The sequence below is a fragment of the Aeromonas dhakensis genome (genome assembly GCF_002285935.1).
GTDB lineage: Bacteria > Pseudomonadota > Gammaproteobacteria > Enterobacterales > Aeromonadaceae > Aeromonas > Aeromonas dhakensis.
In genome coordinates, this window is sequence record NZ_CP023141.1 from 340,992 (window position 1) to 357,500 (window position 16,509).

General features: G+C 59.3%; 15 protein-coding genes and 2 rRNA genes. 8 read left to right on the top strand and 9 right to left on the bottom strand.

All coding sequences use genetic code 11. The features are described from left to right. Position 1 precedes the first annotated feature (1 nt). Genes lptA through CK627_RS01890 form a run of 4 tightly spaced genes read right to left on the bottom strand, consistent with a single transcriptional unit; the run spans position 2 to position 2,622 of the window. Entirely contained in the window at positions 2 to 529 is a 528-nt protein-coding gene (gene lptA / locus CK627_RS01875) for a lipopolysaccharide transport periplasmic protein LptA (RefSeq protein WP_095591559.1), read from the bottom strand. Continuing rightward, positions 516 to 1,076 carry an LPS export ABC transporter periplasmic protein LptC gene (lptC, locus tag CK627_RS01880; protein WP_005305970.1) on the bottom strand — a complete coding sequence of 187 codons (561 nt, stop codon included), beginning with the start codon at positions 1,074 to 1,076 and terminating at the stop codon, positions 516 to 518. The genes lptA and lptC overlap by 14 nt, the downstream gene beginning before the upstream one ends. Continuing rightward, positions 1,073 to 1,627 carry a 3-deoxy-manno-octulosonate-8-phosphatase KdsC gene (gene kdsC, locus CK627_RS01885; protein ID WP_017766397.1) on the bottom strand — a complete coding sequence of 185 codons (555 nt, stop codon included), beginning with the start codon at positions 1,625 to 1,627 and terminating at the stop codon, positions 1,073 to 1,075. Before kdsC ends, lptC begins: the two co-directional genes overlap by 4 nt. Beyond that, the gene (locus CK627_RS01890; RefSeq protein WP_005305976.1) at positions 1,627 to 2,622 is read right to left on the bottom strand and encodes a KpsF/GutQ family sugar-phosphate isomerase; all 996 of its coding nucleotides are present in this window, start codon (positions 2,620 to 2,622) and stop codon (positions 1,627 to 1,629) included. Before CK627_RS01890 ends, kdsC begins: the two co-directional genes overlap by 1 nt. Positions 2,623 to 2,829: 207 nt before the next feature. Between CK627_RS01890 and mlaF the strand changes: the two genes are divergently transcribed. The 7 genes from mlaF to murA are packed head-to-tail and all read left to right on the top strand — an operon-like array spanning position 2,830 to position 7,350. Next, positions 2,830 to 3,630: a phospholipid ABC transporter ATP-binding protein MlaF gene (gene mlaF / locus CK627_RS01895; RefSeq protein WP_005305979.1), complete on the top strand. Its 801-nt coding sequence runs from the start codon at positions 2,830 to 2,832 to the stop codon at positions 3,628 to 3,630. Then, positions 3,630 to 4,409 carry a lipid asymmetry maintenance ABC transporter permease subunit MlaE gene (mlaE, locus tag CK627_RS01900; RefSeq protein WP_005305981.1) on the top strand — a complete coding sequence of 260 codons (780 nt, stop codon included), beginning with the start codon at positions 3,630 to 3,632 and terminating at the stop codon, positions 4,407 to 4,409. Before mlaF ends, mlaE begins: the two co-directional genes overlap by 1 nt. Before the next feature lie 7 nt (positions 4,410 to 4,416). Continuing rightward, positions 4,417 to 4,908 carry an outer membrane lipid asymmetry maintenance protein MlaD gene (mlaD, locus tag CK627_RS01905; RefSeq protein WP_005305985.1) on the top strand — a complete coding sequence of 164 codons (492 nt, stop codon included), beginning with the start codon at positions 4,417 to 4,419 and terminating at the stop codon, positions 4,906 to 4,908. Between the two features lie 9 nt (positions 4,909 to 4,917). Further along, complete coding sequence (gene mlaC / locus CK627_RS01910) at positions 4,918 to 5,550, top strand: phospholipid-binding protein MlaC (RefSeq protein WP_005305988.1); 633 nt, start codon at positions 4,918 to 4,920, stop codon at positions 5,548 to 5,550. After that, a complete protein-coding gene (locus CK627_RS01915) occupies positions 5,547 to 5,819 on the top strand; it encodes an STAS domain-containing protein (protein ID WP_005305991.1) in 273 nt (90 codons plus the stop codon). Before mlaC ends, CK627_RS01915 begins: the two co-directional genes overlap by 4 nt. Then, positions 5,819 to 6,076 carry a BolA family iron metabolism protein IbaG gene (gene ibaG / locus CK627_RS01920; protein WP_005306001.1) on the top strand — a complete coding sequence of 86 codons (258 nt, stop codon included), beginning with the start codon at positions 5,819 to 5,821 and terminating at the stop codon, positions 6,074 to 6,076. The genes CK627_RS01915 and ibaG overlap by 1 nt, the downstream gene beginning before the upstream one ends. A gap of 17 nt (positions 6,077 to 6,093) precedes the next feature. Then, the gene (murA, locus tag CK627_RS01925) at positions 6,094 to 7,350 is read left to right on the top strand and encodes a UDP-N-acetylglucosamine 1-carboxyvinyltransferase (protein WP_095591560.1); all 1,257 of its coding nucleotides are present in this window, start codon (positions 6,094 to 6,096) and stop codon (positions 7,348 to 7,350) included. An 88-nt stretch (positions 7,351 to 7,438) separates the two neighbouring features. Here murA and pmbA read toward each other — a convergent pair whose 3' ends face one another. Next, the gene (gene pmbA, locus CK627_RS01930; RefSeq protein WP_095591561.1) at positions 7,439 to 8,782 is read right to left on the bottom strand and encodes a metalloprotease PmbA; all 1,344 of its coding nucleotides are present in this window, start codon (positions 8,780 to 8,782) and stop codon (positions 7,439 to 7,441) included. A 113-nt stretch (positions 8,783 to 8,895) separates the two neighbouring features. Between pmbA and yjgA the strand changes: the two genes are divergently transcribed. Continuing rightward, complete coding sequence (yjgA, locus tag CK627_RS01935; RefSeq protein WP_010635921.1) at positions 8,896 to 9,420, top strand: ribosome biogenesis factor YjgA; 525 nt, start codon at positions 8,896 to 8,898, stop codon at positions 9,418 to 9,420. 85 nt (positions 9,421 to 9,505) lie between these two features. Here yjgA and CK627_RS01940 read toward each other — a convergent pair whose 3' ends face one another. From CK627_RS01940 to CK627_RS01955, 4 genes are all read right to left on the bottom strand, one after another. Further along, positions 9,506 to 12,589, bottom strand: coding sequence for a transglycosylase domain-containing protein (locus CK627_RS01940; RefSeq protein WP_095591562.1), 3,084 nt, complete (start codon positions 12,587 to 12,589; stop codon positions 9,506 to 9,508). A gap of 216 nt (positions 12,590 to 12,805) precedes the next feature. Next, positions 12,806 to 13,123 (bottom strand): PTS system regulator TmaR, encoded by a 318-nt coding sequence (gene tmaR / locus CK627_RS01945; protein ID WP_010635919.1) that lies wholly within the window; start codon positions 13,121 to 13,123, stop codon positions 12,806 to 12,808. 295 nt (positions 13,124 to 13,418) lie between these two features. Next, a 5S ribosomal RNA gene (rrf, locus tag CK627_RS01950) occupies positions 13,419 to 13,533 on the bottom strand. Positions 13,534 to 13,616: 83 nt separating this feature from the next. After that, positions 13,617 to 16,505: ribosomal RNA gene (locus CK627_RS01955) — 23S ribosomal RNA — on the bottom strand. Positions 16,506 to 16,509 lie beyond the last annotated feature (4 nt).

A 16,509-nucleotide genomic window follows, 5' to 3' on the forward strand; every position in this document is an offset into this window, starting at 1 on the left:
TTTATTTTCCCTGCTTCTTCTGATCGGCCGGCTTGTCGAAACTCTCGACCTGATCCGGCAGGAATACCGTCTTGACCCGCTGGTTCGGGGTCTTGCTCTCGGCAACCATCTTCTGTTTGACGATGTCGTAGCGAATGAGATCGCCATTGACCTGGCTGTCTTCCTGCTTGAGCTGGCCATCGCCGGTAATGGTCACCAGCCGGTTCTTCAGCTCATAGCGAATGCTGTTGCCGTGGGCATTGACCGGCTTGCCGTTGTCCAGGATCTGGAAGAAGGTGGCTGGCTTGCCATAGGCCGTCATCACCTCGGCCCCCTTCTCGCCGGAGCGGATCACCACTACCTTGTCGGCCTTGATCTTGATGGAGCCCTGAGTGATGGTCACATCCTGCTCGAAGGTAATGCGGTTGTCCTGCAGCTCGGCCACCTGTTTGACCGCGTCCACATAGACCTTCTCGGCAAAGTCGGACTCTTTGGGGCTCACGGTGCCGCACAGCAGCAGGGCCGCGAGGGCCAGATTAGCGTTTTTCATTGAAATAGATGGCATGGCCCTGATCCAGTAATTCGAAATATTTGCGTTCCAGATGACCCTTCAGGCCAACGCCCTCGGTCTGGAAGTCCTTACCCACTATGCTGACCTGCTGATTGCTTCTCACGTTCTGGGTCACCAGATCCAGCTCCAGATAGGGGGTATCCAGCGTGGAGATGAAGGTGGTCGGCAGCAGACCGTCCAGATGTACCTTGTCCCGCAGGATCACGTTGTCATCGGTGTTGAGCACCCCGGTCTCGGCGTTGACCTTCCACTCGGCTTCGCCCTGCTTGTCGAACATGTAGACCACCGGCTTGTCGAAGGTGGCCTGTTCCAGGATCTGGTAATACTCCGCGTAGCGGGACTCCAGTCGCTCGGTACGCAGTCCCTCGGCATTGAAGCGGGTCGTCACCAGATTCTTGGCGGTGAAGTCCGGCTGATAATTTTCCACCTTGGTGGTCGGCTCCGGAGCCAGCTCGATATCGCCGAGCTGCCAGGCCGCCAGCGCCACTAGAAACAGCAGGGCAAACAACAGGGTCTGTCTGCTCATACCGAGGCCTCAGGCTGATAATCACCCAGCCCCTGAGCCTGCAGGATGAGATCGCACACCTCGCGCACCGCCCCCACCCCACCGGCCAGCCGGGTCACCATGTCGGCCCGCGCCAGCACCAGCGGATGGGCGTCGGCCACGGCAATGCCGAGGCCACAGGCCTGCATCACCGGCAGATCGATGGTGTCATCTCCCATATAGGCTGCTTGCGATGCATCCAGCCCCAGCTTGGCCAGCAGCGCCTCGAAGTGGGGCAGCTTCTGATCCGCCCCCTGCACCAGGTGCTGCACCCCCAGGCTCTTCATCCGATCGCTGACGATGCGGGAGTTGCGCCCGGTGATGATGGCAATCTCGATGCCGGCATTGAGCAGCGCCCGCATGCCGGCGCCGTCGCGAGTGCAGAAGGTTTTCAGCTCTTCGCCGTCATTTCCCATGTAGATGAGGCCGTTGGAGAGCACCCCGTCCACATCGCACACCAGCAGGCGGATTTGCGCCGCCTGATCAAACTGGCTGCGCGTCACCGGACCATAGAGGGTCGGTACGTTTTGCATCAAATTACTCCGGCTTTCAGCAGGTCGTGCATGTTGAAGGCCCCCAGCGGGCGCTTGTCGCCATCCACGACCAGTAATCCGTTGATCTTTCTGGTTTCCATCAGCTTGACGGCCTCGGCCGCCATCATCTCTGGTCCCACGGTAACACAGTTCACCGTCATGACGCGGCTGATCGGGGTGTGATGGATATCCACCTGCAGATCCAGAATGCGGCGCAGGTCGCCATCGGTGAACAGGCCGGCCAGCACGCCGTTGCCATCAACCACCGCCGTCATGCCGAGCCCCTTGCGACTCACTTCCAGCAGTGCCTGGCTGATGGTGGCATCTATCCCCACCTGGGGCAACAGCTCGCCGCTGTGCATCAGATCGCCGACTCGCAGCAGCAAGCGCTTGCCGAGCGACCCGCCCGGGTGAGAGAGCGCGAAATCGTCGGCGGTAAAACCGCGGGCTTCCAGCAGGGCCACCGCCAGCGCATCGCCCATCACCAGGGTCGCGGTAGTACTGGAGGTCGGCGCCAGCCCCAGCGGGCAGGCTTCCTTCTCCACCTTGATGCACAGGTGCACGTTGGCTTCTTTTGCCATGGTGGAGGCCGGGTTGCCGGTCATGCAGATGAGCGGAATGCCGCGGCGCTTGAGTACCGGCAGCAGGGCCAGGATCTCGTCGCTCTCACCGGAGTTGGAGATGGCGATGATGAGATCGCCGCCGGAGATCATCCCCAGATCGCCGTGGCTGGCTTCACCCGGATGGAGGAAGAAGGCGGGAGTGCCGGTGCTGGCCAGGGTCGCAGCTATCTTGCTTCCGACATGACCTGACTTGCCCATGCCGGTGACCACTATCTTGCCACTGCAACGCAGTATCATCTCGCACGCCTGATCGAAGGCATCGTTCAGGTACTGGTAGAGTCCATCAATCGCTTGTTTCTCGATGTCCAGCACGGTACGGGCGCTGCGACGAAAATCGAACAGTTCAGACACTTTTTCAGACTTTACAGACATAAAGGCACAGCTCCGGGCTGAAATTTGCTGCGGGATTATAAAAAAGTCTGTCGAGATAAGCGAATCGGATACTTCTTGGGCGTAAAAGAGAGACAATTGGTTACAAAAAACTGTCGCGCGTCTGGATGGGCAGACTGTTCAATAGTTGTTCCTTGCTGTTGCTTAGCCCTAGACTAGCCCATAAAATTCGCTCTTCATTTACACCGGATGGACAATTGTTTGAACGATGACCTGATCACCATCTCCGACCTGACCTTCAGTCACGGAGATCGGCTGTTATACGACGGGATAAACCTGACCATTCCCCGTGGCAAGGTCACTGCGGTCATGGGCCCCAGCGGCATCGGCAAGACTACCTTGCTGCGGTTGATCGGCGGCCAGCTCAAGCCCGAGTCCGGTCATATCCTGTTTGACGGGGAAGATATCCCCACCCTCTCCCGCTCGCGCCTGTACGAGGTGCGCAAGCGGATGAGCATGCTGTTCCAGAGCGGCGCCCTGTTTACCGGCATGACGGTTTACGACAACGTGGCCTTCCCGCTGCGCGAGCACTCCGGCCTGCCGGAGGAGCTGATCCACACCATCGTCATGATGAAGCTGCAGGCGGTGGGCCTGCGCGGCGCAGCAAAGCTGATGCCGTCCGAGCTCTCCGGCGGCATGGCCAGACGCGCGGCGCTGGCCCGCTCCATCGCGCTGGATCCGGACCTCATCATGTATGACGAGCCGTTCGTCGGCCAGGATCCCATCACCATGGCGGTGCTGGTGAAGCTCATCAAGGATATGAACGATGCCCTCGGCATCACCTCCGTCATCGTCACCCACGACGTGAAGGAGGTGCTGAGCATCGCCGACTACGCCTATATCATCGCCAACCGCAAGGTGGTGGCGCACGGCACGCCGGCCCAGCTGCGCGAGGAGCACAATCCCGAGGTCGAGCAGTTCCTGAAGGGACTGCCCGACGGTCCTGTTCCGTTTCATTTTCCGGCAGGCGAGCTGCTACAGGATCTCTGATGTTGACAAGCCAGGTAAGCAAACTCGGGCGAAGCGGGGTGCGGTTCATCAGCGCCATCGGCCGCGCCACCATCATGTTGTTTCACGCGTTGGCGGGCAAACCCGCGCCGCGCAAGCACTTTCCGCTGCTGGTACAGCAGCTCTATGTGGTCGGGGTGCAGTCGGTCGCCATCATTCTGGTGTCGGGCCTGTTCATTGGCATGGTGCTCTCGCTGCAAGGCTACAACGTCCTGAAGGACTTTGGCGCCGAGCAGAGCCTGGGCCCGCTGGTCTCCCTCTCCCTGCTGCGGGAACTGGGCCCGGTGGTGACCGCCCTGCTGTTTGCCGGTCGTGCGGGCTCCGCCCTCACCGCCGAAATCGGCCTGATGAAGGCCACCGAGCAGCTCTCGAGCCTCGAGATGATGGCGGTGGATCCGCTGCGTCGGGTGGTGGCGCCGCGCTTCTGGGCCGGGGTCATCAGCATGCCGCTGCTGGCCTTCATGTTCAGCCTGATCGGCATCTTCGGCGGCAAGCTGGTCGGGGTGGACTGGCTGGGGGTCGATGAGGGGGGCTTCTGGTCCGCCATGCAGGCCTCCGTCGACTGGCAGGATGACATCATGCAGGGCGCCATCAAGAGCCTGATCTTCGCCCTGGTGGTCACCTGGATTGCGCTCTTTAACGGTTATGATGCCAAGCCGACCTCGGCCGGGATCAGTCAGGCCACGACCCGTACCGTGGTCCACTCCTCCCTGGCCGTGCTCGGCCTGGATTTTATACTCACCGCAGTCATGTTTGGATAAGGTAAAGATGAAGTTCAGCAAAGTAGAATTCCTGGTTGGCACCTTCATGCTGGCCGGCATCGGTGCCATTCTGGCATTGGCACTGCAAGTGGCCGGTTTGAGCTTCAAACCGGAAGGAGAAACCTATACCCTGCGCGCCCATTTCGATAATATCGGCGGCCTGAAAGTACGCTCTCCGGTCAAGGTGGGCGGCGTGGTGGTCGGTCGGGTCAGCGACATCAGCCTGGACGCCAAGAGCCAGGTTCCGGTCGTCTCCCTGCAGATGCAGAAGAGCGCCGGCGAGTTCTCCGAGACCAGCACCCTCTCCATCCTGACCTCAGGCCTGCTGGGTGAGCAGTACATCGGCCTGGTACCCGGTTTTACCGATGAGGAGATGGGCACCAGCATGCTCAAGGATGGCGACATGATTGAAGACACCAAATCCGCCATTGTGCTGGAAGACCTGATTGGCAAGTTCCTCTACAGCCAGTCTTCCGACACCAAGTCAGACAGCAAGTAAGGAGTAACCATGTTCAAGAAGATCGCCCTGTTGCTGGGCCTGATGACCAGCATGCTGTTTTCCCTGACCGCGCAAGCCACCGACGCCACCGACCCCTACGCCCTGGTGGATCAGGCGGCCAAGCAGACCTTCGCTCGTCTGAAATCCGATCAGGCTCAGGTGAAGAGCAACCCGGATCACCTGCGGGTGATCATCCGCGAAGAGCTGCTGCCCTACGTGGACAACCGCTTCGCCGCCTACAAGGTGCTCGGCAACCAGATCAAGCAGACCACCCCGGCCCAGCGTGACGCCTTCGTCGAGGTGTTCACCGAGTACATGGTGAGCTCCTACGCCGACGCCCTGGCCCATTTCGACAAGCAGACCGTCAAGGTCGAGCCGGGCAAGGCCGCTGGTGACAGCAACATCACCGCCGTCAACGTCAGCGTGAAAGAGGCCGGCAAGCCGGACATCTTCCTCGAGTTCAAACTGCGCAAGAACAACAAGACCGGCGAATGGAAAGCCTTCGACATGGTCGCCGAGGGGATCAGCCTGCTCTCTGCCAAACAGAACGAGCTGGGTGGCCTCATTCGCCAGAACGGCATCGATGCGGTGATCGCCCAGCTGCGCGCCCACAATGCCAAGCCGCTGGTGCTCAAGTCATGAGACTGAGCGGCGAGCTGCAGGCGGCTCAGGTGATTGAGCTGTGGCAACGGCGGGCTGACTGGTGGCAGGAAGATCTGCTCGAGCTTGGCGACGTGACCACGCTGGATTCCGCCGGGCTGGCCCTGCTGGTCAAATGGGCCAAAGCCGCTCTGGCACGAGGCGCCACACCGCAACTGGTGGGCGCCTCCGCTGATTTCTATACCCTGGCCAACCTCTACGGAGTGGCCGGATTGTTTCAATCAACCCCGCTCACAACTGAGGACGCATAATGCAAGTCTCTGAAATTGAAGCGATACTCCTCGAGGCTCTGCCATTGTCCGAAGTCCATGTCAAAGGGGATGGCAGTCACTACCAAGTGATCGCCGTCGGTGACATGTTTGACGGCATGAGCCGGGTCAAGAAGCAGCAGGCCATCTATGCCCCGCTGATGGACAAGATCGCCAGCAACGCCATTCACGCACTCTCCATCAAGGCCTTTACCGATGCCGAGTGGAAACGCGAACGTAAATTTCTACTGCCCTCCTGATTTGGTATCAAACGTAAATGGACAAATTCAAGATCGATGGTCGTTGTACTCTCAACGGCGAAGTGACCATCTCTGGCGCCAAGAACGCCGCTCTGCCGATCCTGTTCGCCACCCTGCTGTGTGACGAGGAGATCCACCTCTCCAACGTACCGCGTCTGAAAGACGTGGGGACTACCATCAAGCTGCTGGAGATGCTGGGCGCCACCACCAAGGTGAACGGCAACGTGACCGTACTGACCGGCGCCGTGAACAACCACGTCGCCCCCTACGAGCTGGTGAAAACCATGCGCGCCTCCATCCTGGCGCTGGGCCCGCTGGCCGCCCGTTTTGGCGCGGCTGACGTCTCCCTGCCCGGCGGCTGCGCCATCGGTGCCCGTCCGGTCAACCTGCACGTGCACGGCCTGGAGCTGATGGGTGCCAAGATTGCCATCGAGGAGGGTTACATCAAGGCTCGTGTCGACGGTCGCCTGAAGGGTGCCCACATCCTGATGGACATGGTCTCCGTCACCGGTACCGAAAACCTGATGATGGCCGCCACCCTGGCTGACGGCCGCACCGTGATCGAAAACGCCGCGCGCGAGCCGGAAGTGGTCGATCTGGCCCACTTCCTCAACGCGCTGGGCGCCAAGATCCAGGGCGCTGGCACCGACACCCTGATCATCGACGGTGTCGAGCGTCTGCACGGCGGCAACTACAGCGTGCAACCGGATCGTATCGAAACCGGTACCTTCCTGGTGGGCGCCGCGGTCACCGGCGGCAAGATCACCTGCCGCAACACCGACCCGACCCTGCTGGAAGCGGTTCTGGTCAAGCTGGAAGAGGCCGGTGCCCTGATTGAGAAGGGTGAAGACTGGATCACCCTCGACATGACCGGTCGCACCCTCAAGCCGGTCACCATCAAGACTGCCCCCTACCCGGCCTTCCCGACCGACATGCAGGCCCAGTTCACCGTGCTGAACGCGGTAGCCAAGGGCACCGGCATGGTCACCGAGACCATCTTCGAGAACCGTTTCATGCACGTGCCTGAACTGGTACGGATGGGCGCCGACATCGAACTGCAGGGCAACGTGGCCATCTGCCGCGACACCGAGCAGCTCAAGGGTGCCCAGGTGATGGCAACCGACCTGCGCGCCTCCGCCAGTCTGGTGCTGGCCGGCTTCGTCGCAGAAGGTTCCACCATAGTCGACCGCATTTACCACATCGACCGTGGCTACGAAGACATCGAGCAGAAGCTGCAAGGCCTCGGCGGCCGCATCGAGCGCATCAAGGGCTGATTGCCGCCCCTGAGCAAATCAGATACAAAAAGGCCCCTCGCATAGCGAGGGGCCTTTTTCATGAGCGCGGATCGGCGGGATGGCGGGGTCAGTGTCCCGCCAGCTTCATGTTCTCCACCAGCACAGAGCCTGTCTTGAGGCTGGAGCGCTCATCCTCATCACTGCCCACCGCCACTATGTGGCTGAACATCTCGGCCAGGTTGCCGGCGATGGTGATCTCCTCGACCGGATAGGCTATCTCGCCATTCTCGACCCAGAAACCGGCGGCGCCGCGGGAGTAGTCACCATTGACGATGTTGACCCCCTGCCCCATCAGTTCGGTCACCAGCAAGCCGGTACCCATCTCCTTGAGCATGCCATTGAAATCCTGGCCGGTGCTGGAAACCTGCCAGTTGTGGATGCCGCCGGCGTGACCCGTGGTGGTGAGCCCCAGCTTGCGGGCGGAGTAGGAGGTAAGCAGCCAGCTCATCAGCTCGCCATTGCGCACTATGTCCATGTCGCGGGTCAGCACGCCTTCGCCATCGAACGGGGTACTGGCGAGCCCCCCCAGCAGGTGGGGGAACTCCTGGATGGTGAGCCACTCGGGCAGGATCTGCTTGCCCAGTTTGTCCAGCAGAAAGCTCGACTTGCGGTAGAGATTGCCACCGCTGATGGCCATCACCAGATGACCCCACAGACCGGCCGCCGTATCGGGATGGAACAGCACGGGAGCGTGGCGAGTGCTGATCTTGCGGGCCCCCAGACGAGAGAGGGTGCGCTCCACCGCCTCGTCGGCGATGCGCTGTGGGCTCCAGAGTCCGTCCAGGGTACGGCTGGAGGAGTAGCCGTAATCGCGCTGCATGTCGCCGCCCTGCTCGCCTATCAGCACGCAGCTCAGGGAGTTGCGCGAGGCGGCATAGCCTTTGACGAAGCCGTGACTGTTGCCATAGACCTTGATGCCGAGGTGGCTGGAGAAACCGGCACCGTCGGAGTGCTTGATGCGGGCATCGCGCCCCAACGCCAACCGTTCGCACTCGGTGGCCAGCTCGATGCCATATTGGGGATCCAGCGCGACCGGGTGGCACAGCTGCAGATCCGGGGCGTTCCAAGCCAGCAGATCTGCATCTGCCAGACCGGCGCACTCGTCAGGGGAGGTATGGCGGGCAATCTCCATGGCCGCTTCCACGGCGACACGAATGGCCGACGGGCTCAGATCCGTGGTGGACGAGGAGCCCTTGCAGCCATCGCGATAGACGGCGATGCCGAGCGCGCCATCCTTGTTGAATTCGATGCTTTCCAGTTCACAACCGCGGGTGTTGACCGACAGCCCGGTCTGTTTGCTGATGGAGACTTCGGCCAGCGAGGCGCCCAGCCCCTTGGCGATATCCAGGGCCTCGGCAACCACGGCCTCGAGATGGGCTTGATCCTGGCGGATTTGGTCTTGCTGATCCATAACTCACATCTGTATGAAGGAAGGAAAGGGGCTAAGCATATCAGACCCCTGCGCCCAGCGGGAGAAGCTGGTAACATATCCGCCAAACGTGAATGACAGGAATCAAGAGACCGATGAGTCAATATCAAGACGACAACGAGTGGGAAGACTGGGGCCCCAGCAAGAGCCAGCTCAAGCGTGATGCCGAGGCGCTGCAGAAGATGGGGGAAGAGATCGTCTCCCTCAGCCACAGCGAACTGGAGAAGATCCCGCTGGATGAGGAGCTGGCCGAAGCGGTCGAACTGGGCCGCAAGCTCAAGCCGAAGAAGGACGAGTCTTTCCGCCGTCACCTGCAGTTCATCGGCCGGTTGATGCGCAGCCGCGATGTGGAGCCCATCGTCGAGGCGCTCTCCATCATCAAGAATCGCCACTCCACCGTCAACGCCCGCCTGCACCGGCTGGAGCAGTGGCGCGAGCGGCTGATCAACGAAGGCGACAGCGCCCTCAACGAGCTGATGTCCCAGTTCCACGAGCTGGATCGCCAGAAGCTGCGCCAGCTGATCCGCACCGCCAACAAGGAGCGGGAGCTGAACAAGCCGCCGGTGGCCTATCGCGAGATGTACCAGTATCTGCGCGGAGAGATAGAAGATTTGCTGTAAGTGATGACTCACGTTCGCCGACAGGCGGCGGTCAACACAAAATGAAACGGGGCCTATACGGCCCCATTTTTCATGACGTGACGCGTCAGTTACTCGCTACGCACTGGGTGTGGGTTTCCGGTTGCAGATAGGGCATCAGCAGCGGCGCCATCCCCTTGAGCACCTGTACCGGCAGGGCCGAGGTGAAGCGGAACTTGTCGGACTGGCTGCCGGGCACATAGGCCGTCAGGGTGCCGAAGTGATCATCCCCGATGTAGAAGACGAAGGTCGCGGTCCGGTTGCGGGCCAGCGAGCTGGTCACGTTGCCGTAGCGGCCCACCGTCTCGATCCGGTTGTCACCGGTCCCCGTCTTGCCCCCCATCTGCAACACTGTGCCGTCCGGCAGGGCGAAGGCACCGGCGATGCGCCTGGCGGTGCCCCCTTCTACCACCTTCGACAACGCGTTGCGCAGGGCGGTGGCCACCTCGACCGGCAATACCCGGGTCCCCTCGGTCTGCGCCGGCGTGAACTCTGTCTCGAACGGCGTGCCCTTGGCAAACGAGAGGTGCTCGATACGCAGGGTCGGCGCGCGGATGCCGCCATTCTGGATGATCCCCATCAGCTCGGCCAACGCGGCAGGGCGGTCGCCCGAGCTGCCCAGCGCGGTCGCCAGCGACGGCACCAGGTGATCGAACGGATAGCCCAGTCTGGCCCAGCGCTGATGGATATCGAGGAAGGCCTCGACCTCCAGCATGGTGCGGATCCGGCTGTCCCGGGCGCTGCGGTGACGGGTCTTGAACAGCCAGCTGTAGACCTCCTGCCGCTCGTCCCGGCTCGCCTCGACGGCATCGGCAAAGGTCGCCTTGTCAAACTCCTTGAGATAGGAGAGCAACCACAGCTCCAGCGGGTGTACCCGGGCGATATAGCCCTGATCCGGCAGCGAATACTTGCCGGGACCATAGCTGGTGTAGAGCTGTTCGATGCGCCGCTCACTCAGCTTCTCCCGCGGCAGACGTTTGGCCAGGAAGGCCGCGAAGGTCTCCTGCGAGGCATCCGGCATCAGGTAGCGGTGTACGGCGGCAAGGCGCACCGCGCTGGGTTTGAGGCCATCCAGGAAGGTGTCGAGCTGCTCCTCTGGAGTCTTGCCACGGTATTTGCGCCAGAAGCGCAGCAGATAGGTCTGTCCCTCCTTGTCTGCAAACTTGGCCAGATATTCGGTGCGGCGCGGATCCTTGTCATCCTTGAGCAACTGGGCGCGGTTGCCCTCCCGATAGAGGCTGTAGCGAACGATATCGCGCATCAAGCGCACGAACGGCAGGTTGATGGACTCACGCAGGGCATCGCGAATGGCCGGAATGCGGCCGTTGTCTTCGCGCCGGAAGTTGTTGAAGGTGTGCATGCCGCCACCGGTGAAGAACCCTTCGTTCGGGCTGGCGGAATACTTGCGATCCAGCGCAGCCTCCAGCATCAGGGGCAGGCTCTTGTCCTTGGCGGTCATCAGGTAAGAGACGGCCCAGCGGCTGATGTTGTCCTGATCCGACACCTCAATCTTGCGCAAGCTCTCGGGCGACATGCCGGCATAACTGTCGTGCAGCTCGGAGACGATCTCCAGATAGGTGGTCAGCACCCGCAGCTTGGCGGTAGAGCCCAGCTCCAGCTTGCTGCCCTCGTTGATGTCAAACGGCTGATCCGTGTTGTCGGTCTGCACCCGCACCTTGAAGCCCTGCGGCGATTTCTCGAACAGGGTGAAGCTGTACTTCACATCCCCCGTCTTCTCCGGCGAGAGCAGGCGCTCACCAAACAGGCCGACCTGAGCGGCAAACGTCGGATCAGCCAACTGTTGCAGGTAATGGGAAACCTCGTTTTGCAGCGGCATGTTGAGGCTGGTGTCGGCCGTCAGATCGAGCCGGTCCAGATCGTAGAGCTGCACCCCGAGCTGACGGCTGAGACGGGTACGGGCAACCTGCAACCCCTTGTTGTTGTTGACCTTGGTCACCGCCGGGGACTGCAGGAAGTCACGGAAGGTGATCTTGGCCTTCAGCGCAGCCTCCATCAGCGGGGGCGTAATCATCCCTTCCTGCACGAACAAACGCAGATAGCTGTCGGTCAGTGTGGCCAGTGCCTCACGTCCCTGAGCCAGGTAATAGGAGGGACGGCGATGGGCAATCATCAATGAAACCACCTGACGCAGTGCCAGCCCCTGCTCCGCCAACGAGGCATCCTGGTTGCGAGCGGGATCCAGCAGCCGGTTCACCTCGTCAACATTGGCACCGAACCAGACCCAGAGGCCATCACCCAGACCGTGCACCTCACCATAACCGGGGGCCGCCGAGAGTGGCACCGAGTTGAGGTAGGCCCAGGCAACCAGCTTGCGTGCCTCCAGGGTCTCCGGCCCAAGCCGGTAAGCCCGCACGCTGGCGGACGCCATCTGGCGGATCTTCTCGGTGGGGGAGAGCGTCAGGCCATCCGGCGAGTGGCGGTACTTCTCGACCTGGGTCGCCAGGGTACTGCCGCCGGCCGACTGATCCTGCATATCCAGCGCCTTGCCCACCTGGGACATGGCCGCCTTGGCAAAACGGGGCCAGTCCACGGCCGGGTTGGCCAGCGGATGTTCATTGCTGAGCAGATCGCGGTTCTCGATGAACAGCAGCGACTGGATCACCAGCGGCGGGATGGAGGCAAAGTCCGGATAATAGTGGGTCGGATACTTGAACTGATAGAAGGGCTCTGCCCGGCAATCATGCAGGGTCAGACCGGCCTGGACCTTCTCGGTATAGGGGACGAAGAAGCCGCGGCTGGCGTAGTCATACAAGGCATCGGAGAAATGCACCTGCTCGCTGACCTGATAGCCACGCTGCAGCAGACGCTCCTGCATCATGGGCAGCAGCACATAACCCAGCCGCTTGTCGAAGGGGCCATCCTCGGGAAAGGCAATCTGCTTGCTAAGACCGGGCTCGACCTGATAGGTCAGCTTGGCGGCATAGCGGGAGATCTCCTGCGACTGCAGGCGCGACGTCTGCATCTCATAGCCCACCAGAGCAATCACGGCGGCCAGGCACAGTAAAAAGAGAAAGCAGAACAGCCAGCGCCACCAGGGACGACGCTTGCGCTTGTACTTCCCGTCCGCGCTTGGGACAGATGAATCCTGATATGCCACTTTGTTCAAATCCGTCTGTTCTGATGCGCCCATATCAGCCCCACCATGGTTGCGCAATTTATTGTGTTTCACTCAAGCTTAGTCGTTTCAAGTCAATGGCTTGAAATCTATTGACCGCTTTGTAGTGATGGTAACAGGGCGATCATGAAAAGGGGAGCCGATTGTTGCAGAGCGGCGAGAGATCCGAGCTGATGGCAGAAAGCAAAACACCGGCCATGGGCCGGTGTTTTGGGAGAATAATGAGCGAGCTTACTTGCTGGAGCTCATCGCCTTTAGCTTGGTGCCCAGGTCTTTACGCTCCTTGGAGAGCTCGGCGTTTTTGATGATGTGATCATCAACGCGCTCTTCATAGTCGGCGCGCATGTTGGCGATGATGGCCTGAACCTCATCGATGCTCATGCCAGGCTTGATGTAATCGCTCAGGTTGTCGAGCAGCAGCACCCGCTTCTGGTTGTCACGGATCTTCTTCTCATTGTCTGCGATTTCACGCTTGAGCTTGTTCTGACGACGGGACATACGCACATATTCCAGTACATCGCTGAAGGTGGACTTGTTTACTTGTTCCATATCGATACCACTGACGTAAGGTTGATAAAAGCAGGCCAAGTTGCATCCGTACCAGAGAAACGAGCATGAGAGAGTACGGGCCAACCCAAGATGCCCTTTACTCTACCGAGTTATGAAGCAGATACAACCCTAATTGCAGCTCTGGTGCCGGGTTTCGGCAGAGGAGAGTCGAGTGGAGAATAAGGAGTGAGGCAGGTACTGCTCATGCATCGAAGAACCGCGGTCAAATACGAATCAAACTGAATTTCAGGCAATAAAAAAGCCCGCTCAGATGAGCGGGCTTCTTCAATTGGGTGCCTGGCAGTGTCCTACTCTCGCATGGCGAATGCCACACTACCATCGGCGCTACAGCGTTTCACTTCTGAGTTCGGCATGGGGTCAGGTGGTTCCACTGCGCTATTGCCGCCAGGCAAAATCTTCAATCTGAAAAAGCTGATTTAGTTATTCGTTCTCGGTATCTGCTACAAGTCTTCGAACACTTCTTGGGTGTTGTATGGTTAAGCCTCACGGGTAATTAGTATGGGTTAGCTCAACACGTCGCCGCGCTTACACACCCCACCTATCAACGTTGTGGTCTCCAACGGCCCTTTAGGACCCTCAAGGGGTCAGGGATGACTCATCTCAGGGCTCGCTTCCCGCTTAGATGCTTTCAGCGGTTATCGATTCCGAACTTAGCTACCGGGCAGTGCCACTGGCGTGACAACCCGAACACCAGAGGTTCGTTCACTCCGGTCCTCTCGTACTAGGAGCAACTCCCTTCAATCATCCAACGCCCACGGCAGATAGGGACCGAACTGTCTCACGACGTTCTGAACCCAGCTCGCGTACCACTTTAAATGGCGAACAGCCATACCCTTGGGACCGACTTCAGCCCCAGGATGTGATGAGCCGACATCGAGGTGCCAAACACCGCCGTCGATATGAACTCTTGGGCGGTATCAGCCTGTTATCCCCGGAGTACCTTTTATCCGTTGAGCGATGGCCCTTCCATTCAGAACCACCGGATCACTATGACCTACTTTCGTACCTGCTCGACCTGTCCGTCTCGCAGTTAAGCTGGCTTATGCCATTGCACTAACCTCCTGATGTCCGACCAGGATTAGCCAACCTTCGTGCTCCTCCGTTACTCTTTGGGAGGAGACCGCCCCAGTCAAACTACCCACCAGGCACTGTCCGCGAGCCCGATTCAGGGCCCTGCGTTAGAACATCAAACATACAAGGGTGGTATTTCAAGGACGGCTCCAGCGCAACTGGCGTCACGCCTTCAAAGCCTCCCACCTATCCTACACATGTAGGTTCAATGTTCAGTGCCAAGCTGTAGTAAAGGTTCACGGGGTCTTTCCGTCTAGCCGCGGGTACACCGCATCTTCACGGCGAATTCGATTTCACTGAGTCTCGGGTGGAGACAGCATGGCCATGGTTACACCATTCGTGCAGGTCGGAACTTACCCGACAAGGAATTTCGCTACCTTAGGACCGTTATAGTTACGGCCGCCGTTTACCGGGGCTTCGATCAAGAGCTTCGCTTGCGCTAACCCCATCAATTAACCTTCCGGCACCGGGCAGGTGTCACACCCTATACGTCCACTTTCGTGTTTGCAGAGTGCTGTGTTTTTGATAAACAGTCCCAGCCATCTGGTCACTGCGACTCCCGTCAGCTCCATCCGCAAGGGACTTCACCAACAAGAGCGTACCTTCTCCCGAAGTTACGGTACTATTTTGCCTAGTTCCTTCACCCGAGTTCTCTCAAGCGCCTTGGTATTCTCTACCCGACCACCTGTGTCGGTTTGGGGTACGATGACTTGTAATCTGAAGCTTAGAGGCTTTTCCTGGAAGCAGGGCATCAATGGCTTCCGCACCGTGGTGCGTTCGTCTCGTGTCTCAGTGTTGTGTCTCCGGATTTGCCTAGAAACACCACCTACGCACTTTCACCAGGACAACCGTCGCCTGGCCCACCTAGCCTTCTCCGTCCCCCCATCGCAATTACAAGTCGTGCAGGAATATTAACCTGCTTCCCATCGATTACGCCTTTCGGCCTCACCTTAGGGGTCGACTCACCCTGCCCCGATTAACGTTGGACAGGAACCCTTGGTCTTCCGGCGAGGAGGCTTTTCACCCCCTTTATCGTTACTTACGTCAGCATTCGCACTTCTGATATCTCCAGCATGCCTCTCGACACACCTTCGCAGACTTACAGAACGCTCCCCTACCACTCACGCTTAGCGTGAATCCGCGGCTTCGGTGCCTGGTTTGAGCCCCGTTACATCTTCCGCGCAGGCCGACTCGACTAGTGAGCTATTACGCTTTCTTTAAATGATGGCTGCTTCTAAGCCAACATCCTAGCTGTCTGAGCCTTCCCACATCGTTTCCCACTTAACCAGAACTTTGGGACCTTAGCCGGCGGTCTGGGTTGTTTCCCTCTTCACGACGGACGTTAGCACCCGCCGTGTGTCTCCCGGATATTACTTACTGGTATTCGGAGTTTGCATGGGGTTGGTAAGTCGGGATGACCCCCTAGCCCAAACAGTGCTCTACCCCCAGTAGTATTCGTCCGAGGCGCTACCTAAATAGCTTTCGGGGAGAACCAGCTATCTCCGAGTTTGATTGGCCTTTCACCCCCAGCCACAGGTCATCCCCTAACTTTGCAACGTTAGTGGGTTCGGTCCTCCAGTTGATGTTACTCAACCTTCAACCTGCCCATGGCTAGATCACCCGGTTTCGGGTCTACACCTTGCAACTAGACGCCCAGTTAAGACTCGGTTTCCCTACGGCTCCCCTATACGGTTAACCTCGCTACAAAATGTAAGTCGCTGACCCATTATACAAAAGGTACGCAGTCACCCCGAAGGGCTCCCACTGCTTGTACGTACACGGTTTCAGGTTCTATTTCACTCCCCTCACAGGGGTTCTTTTCGCCTTTCCCTCACGGTACTGGTTCACTATCGGTCAGTCAGGAGTATTTAGCCTTGGAGGATGGTCCCCCCATATTCAGACAGGATGTCACGTGTCCCGCCCTACTCGATTTCACATCAAGGTTGTTTTCGTGTACGGGGCTATCACCCTGTATCGCCGGCCTTTCCAGGACCGTTCCACTAACTTCCAAGATGCTTAAGGGCTAATCCCCGTTCGCTCGCCGCTACTGAGGGAATCTCGGTTGATTTCTTTTCCTCGGGGTACTTAGATGTTTCAGTTCTCCCGGTTCGCCTCGCTACGCTATGTATTCACGCAGCGATACCTAGCTTATGCTAGGTGGGTTTCCCCATTCGGAAATCCGTGAGTCGTAATGTCTCTTACCGACTGCTCACGGCTTATCGCAGGTTAGTACGTCCTTCATCGCCTCTGACTGCCAAGGCATCCACCATGTACGCTTAGTCACTTAACCATAC

Excerpts from the sequence above, each read along its gene's own strand:
- lptA (WP_095591559.1), bottom strand. The coding sequence starts at position 529 with ATGAAAAACGCTAATCTGGCCCTCGCGGCCCTGCTGCTGTGCGGCACC.
- lptC (WP_005305970.1), bottom strand. The coding sequence starts at position 1,076 with ATGAGCAGACAGACCCTGTTGTTTGCCCTGCTGTTTCTAGTGGCGCTG.
- kdsC (WP_017766397.1), bottom strand. The coding sequence starts at position 1,627 with ATGCAAAACGTACCGACCCTCTATGGTCCGGTGACGCGCAGCCAGTTT.
- CK627_RS01890 (WP_005305976.1), bottom strand. The coding sequence starts at position 2,622 with ATGTCTGTAAAGTCTGAAAAAGTGTCTGAACTGTTCGATTTTCGTCGC.
- mlaF (WP_005305979.1), top strand. The coding sequence starts at position 2,830 with ATGGACAATTGTTTGAACGATGACCTGATCACCATCTCCGACCTGACC.
- mlaE (WP_005305981.1), top strand. The coding sequence starts at position 3,630 with ATGTTGACAAGCCAGGTAAGCAAACTCGGGCGAAGCGGGGTGCGGTTC.
- mlaD (WP_005305985.1), top strand. The coding sequence starts at position 4,417 with ATGAAGTTCAGCAAAGTAGAATTCCTGGTTGGCACCTTCATGCTGGCC.
- mlaC (WP_005305988.1), top strand. The coding sequence starts at position 4,918 with ATGTTCAAGAAGATCGCCCTGTTGCTGGGCCTGATGACCAGCATGCTG.
- CK627_RS01915 (WP_005305991.1), top strand. The coding sequence starts at position 5,547 with ATGAGACTGAGCGGCGAGCTGCAGGCGGCTCAGGTGATTGAGCTGTGG.
- ibaG (WP_005306001.1), top strand. The coding sequence starts at position 5,819 with ATGCAAGTCTCTGAAATTGAAGCGATACTCCTCGAGGCTCTGCCATTG.
- murA (WP_095591560.1), top strand. The coding sequence starts at position 6,094 with ATGGACAAATTCAAGATCGATGGTCGTTGTACTCTCAACGGCGAAGTG.
- pmbA (WP_095591561.1), bottom strand. The coding sequence starts at position 8,782 with ATGGATCAGCAAGACCAAATCCGCCAGGATCAAGCCCATCTCGAGGCC.
- yjgA (WP_010635921.1), top strand. The coding sequence starts at position 8,896 with ATGAGTCAATATCAAGACGACAACGAGTGGGAAGACTGGGGCCCCAGC.
- CK627_RS01940 (WP_095591562.1), bottom strand. The coding sequence starts at position 12,589 with ATGGGCGCATCAGAACAGACGGATTTGAACAAAGTGGCATATCAGGAT.
- tmaR (WP_010635919.1), bottom strand. The coding sequence starts at position 13,123 with ATGGAACAAGTAAACAAGTCCACCTTCAGCGATGTACTGGAATATGTG.